Consider the following 7,675-nt stretch of genomic DNA (forward strand, 5'->3'; position numbering starts at 1 on the left):
GCTGGAGAAGGCAAGTCGTGGCGCAGATCGGGCCAATGTCTCTCGAATGTGACGCGGCCAGGGAAGCCCCCTCCCTGGCCAGCCCGGCACAATCATGCCCCCCGTCATAGGGGCAGTTGTGAGAGCTGGTGACACGTCGAAGCCCCGCCGGAATGCCTCGGGTTCTAATGAACGTCGCAACACCCGACCTCCGGGTAAGCGATGAAAGACACAATCACTGTCGGGGGGCGCCCGAACGGCAAGAGGGTGCCCCCCCGAGGTCAAGCAGAGGTTTCTCGAACTGATACACGAAGGCGTGAGTATCGGAGAGGCCAGCCGCATCGTCGGCATCAACCGTCGAACGGGCCAGGAGTGGGTCAGCGGGCACGGTGCACGCGTGAGGACCACGAAGGCAGGACGCAAGACGGTTCGGGCCGCGATCCAGCCGGTTGTCGGTGACTCGCGCGAGTTCGAGCCTCATCCGCGGGCTGAAGAACGGAACGGCTTGCGCTCGATCTCTGCCCGCTTCCTGTCCGAGGAGGAGCGGCCCTCTATCGCGTTTGTGGCTTGGGGCTCATCCCGGCGAAGACCGCTTGTAGGACCCGGTCGATGTAATCGTCCGTGATCGGCTGCTGCGTGATGAGGAGTCTGTAGTACAGCGGGCCGGACAGCATGTCGAAGGCCAGGTCGAGGTCGAAGTCGGGCGCGATTTCGCCCTGGTCCTTGGCCGCCTTGAGGCGAGCCAGGGTGTCGGCGGTCTGCGGCTCGATGAAACGCCGGTTGAGCGCGGCGGCGACCTCGGAATCGTGCTGCGCTTCGCCGATGAGGGCCTGATACAGCGGACCCCAAGGGGGGTGGCCCAGCAGGTTGGCAGCCTTGGTCATCGTCTCGCGCAGGTCGGCAACGACGTCGCCGGTGTTGGGGTGGCTCAGACCTCCGGTGTTCAGGCTGAGGACCGCGTCGAGGAAGAGCAGGCCGCGGGAGGACCAGCGGCGGTAGACCGTGTGTTTGCCGACGCCGGCCCTGGTCGCGACCGCCTCGATGCTGAGCTTGGCGTAGCCGACTTCCAGGGCCAGGTCGAGTGCGGCCCTCATGATCGCTTCGGTTCGGTTGTCGTGACGACTGGCGCGGCTATCGGTCATGCCACCACCCTATCGGCACGGCACGTGCCGTATTGACAGAAGGCTGCCCATTGATCACACTTCCAATGACGGCACGGCCCGTGCCGTGCCGTTCGCCGTGGCGTGGCGTGTCGTGGCGACTGCCCTGCCAAGTCAGCCATCGAAAACTGCGAGGGAAGTGGCCAGTGATGGACGCCGATGTGATCGTTGTGGGCGCTGGCCCGACCGGCCTGATGTTGGCCGTTGAACTGCGTTTGGCTGGTGTGCGACCGCTGGTGCTGGAGCGACAGCCGCAGCGCCGGGACACCCCGAAGGCCGGTGGACTCGGTGGGCAGATCCTGCAACTGCTGGACTACCGCGGCTTGTTGGAACGCTTCGAAGCGGCCTGCACCGACCCCGTCCCGGCTCCCCGGTTCCCGTTCGGCGGTGTGCATGTGGACCTCACCCAGCTGACGGATCCGCCGATGCACGCCCTGCCGCTGCCGCAACCGCGGCTTGAACGACTGCTCGAGGACCGCGCAGGCGAACTCGGTGTCGACGTCCGTCGCGGGCACGAGGTGACCGGGGTGAGTCAGGACGACACCGCAGTGATCGTGGACGTCCGTGGCCCGGACGGGCCGTACCGGGTGACCGGCCGCTACCTGGTGGGGTGCGACGGTGCACGCAGCCGGGTCCGTGACGTGGCCGGTATTCCGTTCCCCGGCACCGTCTACCCGGAGGTCAACCGGCTGGCCCAGATCACCTTGCCCGACACGGTGACCGTGGTCGGCGACGGGGACCTCGATGTTCCCGGCTTCGGCACGATCCGCGCCGGTTTCACTCGGACCGACGAGGGATTGTTCGGACTCGGTGCGTCGCCGGACTCCAAGGTCGTCTCCCTGTACACCATCGAGGACGAGAGTACCGAATACGACGACGACATCCACATGACCGTGGCCGAACTCCAGGACAGCGTCCGCCGCGTGCTCGGCGCGGACCTGCCCTTGGGGGAACCGCTTCGGCTGTCGCGGTTCACCTTCAAGGCCCGGCAGGCCGAGCGCTACCGCGACGGGCGGATCCTGCTGGCCGGCGACGCGGCGCACCTGTTCCCCGCAACCGGTGTGGCGCTCAACGCCGGCATGCTCGACGCGGTCAACCTGGCCTGGAAGCTGGCCGCCGACGTCCACGGCTGGGCACCGGCCGGTCTGCTGGACACCTACCACGACGAACGCCACCTCGCCGGCGAGCGCACCATGCTGCACACCAGGGCCCAGGTGGCCCTGCGGCGCGGGCACGACCCGGCCGCCGAAGCGCTTCGCGAGGTCTTCCAGGAACTGCTCGTGGACGAGCAGCCGTTGCGCCGTATTGGAGCGCTTGTCGCCGGAGCCGACATCCGCTATCCGATGCCGGGCTCCGACCACCACGCGTTGGTGGGCACCTTCGCGCCCGACCTCACTCTGCACGCCGACCAGGGCACCACCAGCGTGGCCGAACTCATGCACACCGCACGCCCCCTCCTCCTGGACCTCGCCGACCGCCCGGAACTTCGCGAGAGGGCGCAGGACTGGCAACAGCGCGTCGAGGTCCACACCGCCAAAACCGACGATCGACCGGCCGATGTCCTGCTGATCCGTCCGGACGCCCACATCGCCTGGGCAGCGGGCATCGACGAACCGGCCGACAGTGCCGGACCCGCGCTGCGAGAAGCCCTCAGCGACTGGTTCGGCACTCCCTGAGAACGACAGCCGATCACCTATGCCCGACGACGCGGACAAAGCGCCGGCGCCGCGAAGTGGCGGTCAATGGCTCGTACCCCCATCGACGATCACGCCAGACCGCCTCGCCCACCAGCGGCGACGGGCTCCGTGAAGAATCCATGAGGAGAACCGTCTTGCAGGTCACCGCGTCCACCGTCTCGCTCACCGTCGACGACGTCGCCGCGTCCCGGCATTTCTTCACCAGCCACCTCGGTTATGCCGAGCAGGCCGCCGCCGAGGGGTTCGCCTCCCTGACGCGCGGCGACGCCGCGGTGGACATCGTCCTGCTCGCACGTGGCCCCGACGTGCTGCCGGCCGACCAGCGTGACCAGCACGCCGCCGGCCTGATTCTCGCCTTCACCAGCACCGGTATCGAGGACGAGGAGAAGCGGCTGCGCGCCGAGGGTGTCGACATCACCATGCCGCTGCGTGAAGAGCCTTGGGGCGAGCGGCTGTTCCAGATCAAGGACCCCAACGGAGTGGTCATCCAGTTCATTGAGTGGGCCACCCCTTCCGACCCTGCCTGACCAACCGCGCGAAGCCGCAGACGACCCCATCCCGAAGGCTACGGGCCACGAATCCGAAGGACGTACGTTGTCGCCTGATCCCACCGCCGTTCACCCACTGCCGGCGCATGACCGGGTGGTGTTCCTCAAACCACTGGTCACCTCGCCGAAGATCGTCGTGGGCGAGTACACCTACTACGACGACCCGGCCGGCGCGACCGGGTTCGAACACCTCAACGTCCTGTACGCGTACGGCCCCGAGCGTCTGGTCATCGGCAGGTACTGCGCGATCGCCGCGGGAGTCAGGTTCCTGATGGCGGGTGCGGAGCATCCGACGATGGGGGTCTCCACGTTCCCGTTCACCATGTTCGGCGGCCGCTGGACCGAGGAGACCCTGGACATCGTCACCTCCATGCCCAGCCGCGGTGACACGGTGATCGGCAATGACGTCTGGTTCGGGCACCAGGTGACCGTCATGCCCGGCGTACGCATCGGCGACGGCGCGATCATCGCCGCCGGCGCCGTGGTCACCGCCGACGTTCCGCCCTACACGATCGTCGGCGGCAACCCGGCCCGACCGATCCGGCAACGATTCAGCGACGCCGACGTCGACAAACTGCTGTGCGCCGCCTGGTGGGACTGGCCCACCGACCTCGTCACCGGACACGCCCGCACCATCATGTCCGGAACCCCGGACGACATCGCCCGCATCGCCACCCAGCACGGTTTGGGGAAGCCCCTGTGAACCAGGTATCCATCGAAGAGCATGCGGTGGCCGACAGCGCGGCCGGACCCTACGCCCTCACCACGGGGCCGGACGGCGCGCTGTGGTTCACCCTCGTCCACAGTGGCCGGATCGGCCAGCTCGTCCCTGGCCAGGAGCCGACGAACCACCAGCTCGACCCCGCCTGCGGGCCGACCGTCATCACACCCGGCCCCGACGGCGCGCTGTGGTTCACCGAGTACCGGGCAGACCGGATCGGGCGCATCACCACCGACGGCGTCATCGCCGAATTCAGCCTGCCCACCCCCGGCTGCGGGCCGTTCGGCATCGCGGCAGGCCCCGACGGTGCACTGTGGTTCACCGAGACCGCCGCCGACCGCATCGGCCGCATCACCGTCGACGGCCACATCACCGAGTTCCCGCTCCCCCTCACAGGCGCGTTCCCCTCAGCGATCACCGCCGGTGACGATGGAGGGATGTGGTTCACCCTCAACCAGGCAAACGCCCTCGGCCGGATCGGCATGGACGGTGCGGTCACCATCCATCCCCTGCCGACGGAGGCGGCCGGGCCGGTGGGGATCGCCGCAGGCCACGACGGCGCGCTGTGGTTCGTCGAGATCGCCGCCGGTCAGCTCGGACGGATCACTCCCGACGGGCAGATCACCGAGTTCCCACTGCCCGACCGCACCGCCCGACCCCACGCCGTCACCGTCGACAGCGACGGCACCGCATGGTTCACCGAATGGGCCGGCAACCGCGTCGGCACGATCACCCCCAACGGCACCCTCACCGTCCACGACCTGCCCACCCCCCACTCCGAACCGCACGGCATCGCCCCCGGCCCCGACGGCGCCGTGTGGACCGCACTGGAGATCGGCGCACTCGCCCGCATCGCCCCAGCGGACAGCACCACCTGACCAGGTTGCCTCTCACACCCCATCAGCATCGATTGTCCGTACGGCGGTTGGAGAGGAGCCTCCATGAAATACGCACTCGTGACCTTCGAGACGGACGAGTCACGCCGCCCGGATCCAGGCCGACCGGGCGGCTTACCGCAAGGAATACGAAAGCTGGATCGGCAGCATCGCGGCGGCCGGGAGGCTGGTCGGTGGCGACTCTCTGGAGACCGAGCACATCACTCCCGCGACGGTGCGCAGAACGGCCGGCGGGACTTCAGCGGTGACCGACGGGCCCGCGCAGGCCGGCGAGGAGACCCGCGGCGGCTGGTTCATCATCGACGTGGCCGACCGGGAGGAAGCCGTCGAACCGGCCAGGAGACTCCCCACCCCGGTGTCCTTTGACAGTGACCCCAGTCGCTCCGTCATCCAACCCAGCCGAGGCCGACAACGCCGCTGGCGTCGCCCCGGCACACCGGCTTGAGCGGGGTTGTCGATGCTGCTGCTCGGCATTTGCCGGGCCGATGTGGACTTCCACGGAGGCAGGCAGCGCCACCACCCCATTTCCCGGAACCTTCACATCTTGTCTTCGGTGGTCGCCCCCGGTCGCGCGGGGGTTCCTTCAGGCTGGGCCAGCTGCGACGAGATGAGTCGGTCACGCCCTACGAATCCTCGCGCCCATGCATAAGCCGCCGAACCCGTTCCACACCAGGCACACCCAACCAGGGAGAGACGCATGCCCCATCTTGCTCTGTACACATTCGGCGTCCTGAAGTCACCTCTCGCCGATCCCGCACCTCTCACGCGCGAGTTCTACGACATTGGTGAGGCCGTCTACCGGAAGATCAGTCAGCACCCCGGATACCTCGCGCATGCTGAAGCGGCATACGGCGACCGGGGCTCACACTTCGACTTGGACTGGGGTGCATGGGGTGAGTTCGCCGTACCGACCTGGTACGGCAAGGGCCGTACGGCGGAAACCATCGCCCTGGCCGCGACCCTCTCACTCTGGACCGACCTGCGCCCCGCCTTCGACGCCATCTACACCGGTCTGCACCGTGCGGCGCTGAACAGGCGTTACGACTGGATCGAGAGGTCAGAACACCCGGGCTACGTGTTCTGGTGGGTCTCCGACGATGTGATACCCACCTGGCAGGACGGGGTTTCCAGGCTGGAACACCTCCACGACCACGGCTCCGCGCCGCAGGCCTTCACCTTCCACCACTCGTTCGCCCCGGACGGAACTCCGACCAGGATCAAAGGCATCGGGCCGAAGAGCGACCAGGTTCGCTGAAAGGGCTTGCCACCGGGACCGACTCATGCCGGTGTACGCGATGGCGGCGGTGCCGACCCTCGATGGCGGGTGGCGGCCTTGCATCGTGAACTGCGCCGCCTCGCAACCTGGTGCCCGCCTTGGCCCTCTTCCTGGACGACGCATCGATGTGGTCGAACCGGCCCAACTGTTCCTTGCGCACCTTGACGGCTGAGGCCCGCGATGCGCGCAGGCGCGCTTTCCGTAGCGACGAAGATTCCGGGGGCGCGTGGACACTGCTGGGCTTCAACGGGTAACCCTCGACGAGGGGCAGCGGTGTACTGGCGATCTGCAGATGGAAGGGATGGCAGCGATGCTGCCGTCGTGCCGTGATCTGGCTCCTGAGATTTCTGACCGAAGTGTCCTGACGATCCTGGGTCGTTCGCGGGGCGAGACAGTGTGCACAGACACTGGTTCGGGGGAGTGTGTCTGGAGGACTGCCGTGCGTGAGGAATCTGCACCGTTTCACTGATGACCACTCCTCCGGGCCAGTGGCGACGCTGATGTACAACAACCGACAGGAGCGGATGAACGATCGAATCAACAAGCCCTGTTCATTCCATGGAGCGCCCTTCTCCGGATGCAGACGAGGTGATTCTTGGGGTTGACACGCACCGAGATGTTCATGTGGCTGCCGTGGTTACGATGACGGGGAAGACTCTGGCCATCGAGAGCTTCTCGGCCACCACGACCGGATATTGTCAACTTGCGCAATGGTCATCCCGGTTTGGCCTCGTTCGGCGTGCTGGGGTGGAGGGGTCTGGCAACTATGGGGCGGCCCTGTCCCGGTATCTGCTGTCGCAAGGCATCGCGGTCATCGAGGCTCCTGGGCCGGGGCGTTCGGCACGTCGCCGACGGAGCAAATCCGACCAGGGTGATGCAGAAGCCGCCGCCCGTGCCGTGCTCAGTGGCCGTGCGTGTTCTCAGGCGAAGTCAGGGAACGGCCCGGTAGAGATCGCGCGTATGTACACCGTGGCCAGGGACTCCGCTGTTAAAGCCTGCACCCAGGCGACCAACCAGCTCAAAGCGGTCCTGGTGACTGCCGATCCAGCGCTGAGGGAAGAGCTGGCCGGCTTGAAGCGCCGAGCTCTCATTCGTGCCTGTGTGCTGCTCGGCGAAGGCCCGGGGAGACGGATCCTGTACTGCGGGCTACGAGGTTTACGTTGCGCACGCTCGCTGAGCGAATCGAGCAGCTCAGCGTGCAGGCCCGAGAGCTGCAAAAGCGTCTGGCTGAGCTGATCGAGGGGCATTACCCCCAACTGTTCGCCGCTGTGGGGGTCGGACCGCAGAGCGCCGCTGTTTTGCTGATCGCCATGGGGGACAACGCGGACCGCTTGCGTGGTGAAGCGTCGTTCGCCGCCTTGTGCGGGGCAAGCCCGGTTGAATACTCCTCGGGCGGCA

General features: G+C 67.2%; 9 protein-coding genes. 8 read left to right on the plus strand and 1 reads right to left on the minus strand.

Translation table 11 applies throughout. The features are described from left to right. Positions 1–530 precede the first annotated feature (530 nt). Entirely contained in the window at positions 531–1,121 is a 591-nt protein-coding gene (locus ABD385_RS36020; RefSeq protein ID WP_344583840.1) for a TetR/AcrR family transcriptional regulator, read from the minus strand. A gap of 167 nt (positions 1,122–1,288) precedes the next feature. On the opposite strand from ABD385_RS36020, the gene ABD385_RS36025 reads away from it, so the two are divergent. The 8 genes from ABD385_RS36025 to ABD385_RS36055 all read left to right on the plus strand — a co-directional run. Then, positions 1,289–2,815 (plus strand): FAD-dependent monooxygenase, encoded by a 1,527-nt coding sequence (locus tag ABD385_RS36025; protein ID WP_344583841.1) that lies wholly within the window; start codon positions 1,289–1,291, stop codon positions 2,813–2,815. Between the two features lie 155 nt (positions 2,816–2,970). Further along, entirely contained in the window at positions 2,971–3,363 is a 393-nt protein-coding gene (locus ABD385_RS36030) for a VOC family protein (RefSeq protein ID WP_344583852.1), read from the plus strand. Positions 3,364–3,430: 67 nt separating this feature from the next. Further along, positions 3,431–4,087 (plus strand): CatB-related O-acetyltransferase, encoded by a 657-nt coding sequence (locus ABD385_RS36035; RefSeq protein WP_344583842.1) that lies wholly within the window; start codon positions 3,431–3,433, stop codon positions 4,085–4,087. Beyond that, complete coding sequence (locus ABD385_RS36040) at positions 4,084–4,983, plus strand: Vgb family protein (protein ID WP_344583843.1); 900 nt, start codon at positions 4,084–4,086, stop codon at positions 4,981–4,983. Before ABD385_RS36035 ends, ABD385_RS36040 begins: the two co-directional genes overlap by 4 nt. Before the next feature lie 166 nt (positions 4,984–5,149). After that, positions 5,150–5,446 carry a YciI family protein gene (locus tag ABD385_RS36045; RefSeq protein WP_344583853.1) on the plus strand — a complete coding sequence of 99 codons (297 nt, stop codon included), beginning with the start codon at positions 5,150–5,152 and terminating at the stop codon, positions 5,444–5,446. A 252-nt stretch (positions 5,447–5,698) separates the two neighbouring features. After that, entirely contained in the window at positions 5,699–6,256 is a 558-nt protein-coding gene (locus ABD385_RS36050) for a DUF3291 domain-containing protein (protein ID WP_344583845.1), read from the plus strand. Between the two features lie 579 nt (positions 6,257–6,835). Then, entirely contained in the window at positions 6,836–7,513 is a 678-nt protein-coding gene (locus ABD385_RS41485) for an IS110 family transposase (protein WP_425585558.1), read from the plus strand. Beyond that, positions 7,438–7,675, plus strand: a 238-nt coding sequence (locus ABD385_RS36055) for a transposase (protein ID WP_344583847.1), incomplete at its 3' end; no start/stop codon positions are given. The genes ABD385_RS41485 and ABD385_RS36055, both read left to right, overlap by 76 nt.

Source organism: Streptomyces lunalinharesii (assembly GCF_039532155.1).
In the GTDB taxonomy this organism is placed as follows: domain Bacteria; phylum Actinomycetota; class Actinomycetes; order Streptomycetales; family Streptomycetaceae; genus Streptomyces; species Streptomyces lunalinharesii.

What these genes read in the sequence shown, in the direction of transcription:
- ABD385_RS36020 (WP_344583840.1), bottom strand. Translation starts at nt 1,121, where the DNA reads ATGACCGATAGCCGCGCCAGTCGTCACGACAACCGAACCGAAGCGATC.
- ABD385_RS36025 (WP_344583841.1), top strand. Translation starts at nt 1,289, where the DNA reads ATGGACGCCGATGTGATCGTTGTGGGCGCTGGCCCGACCGGCCTGATG.
- ABD385_RS36050 (WP_344583845.1), top strand. Translation starts at nt 5,699, where the DNA reads ATGCCCCATCTTGCTCTGTACACATTCGGCGTCCTGAAGTCACCTCTC.
- ABD385_RS41485 (WP_425585558.1), top strand. Translation starts at nt 6,836, where the DNA reads ATGGAGCGCCCTTCTCCGGATGCAGACGAGGTGATTCTTGGGGTTGAC.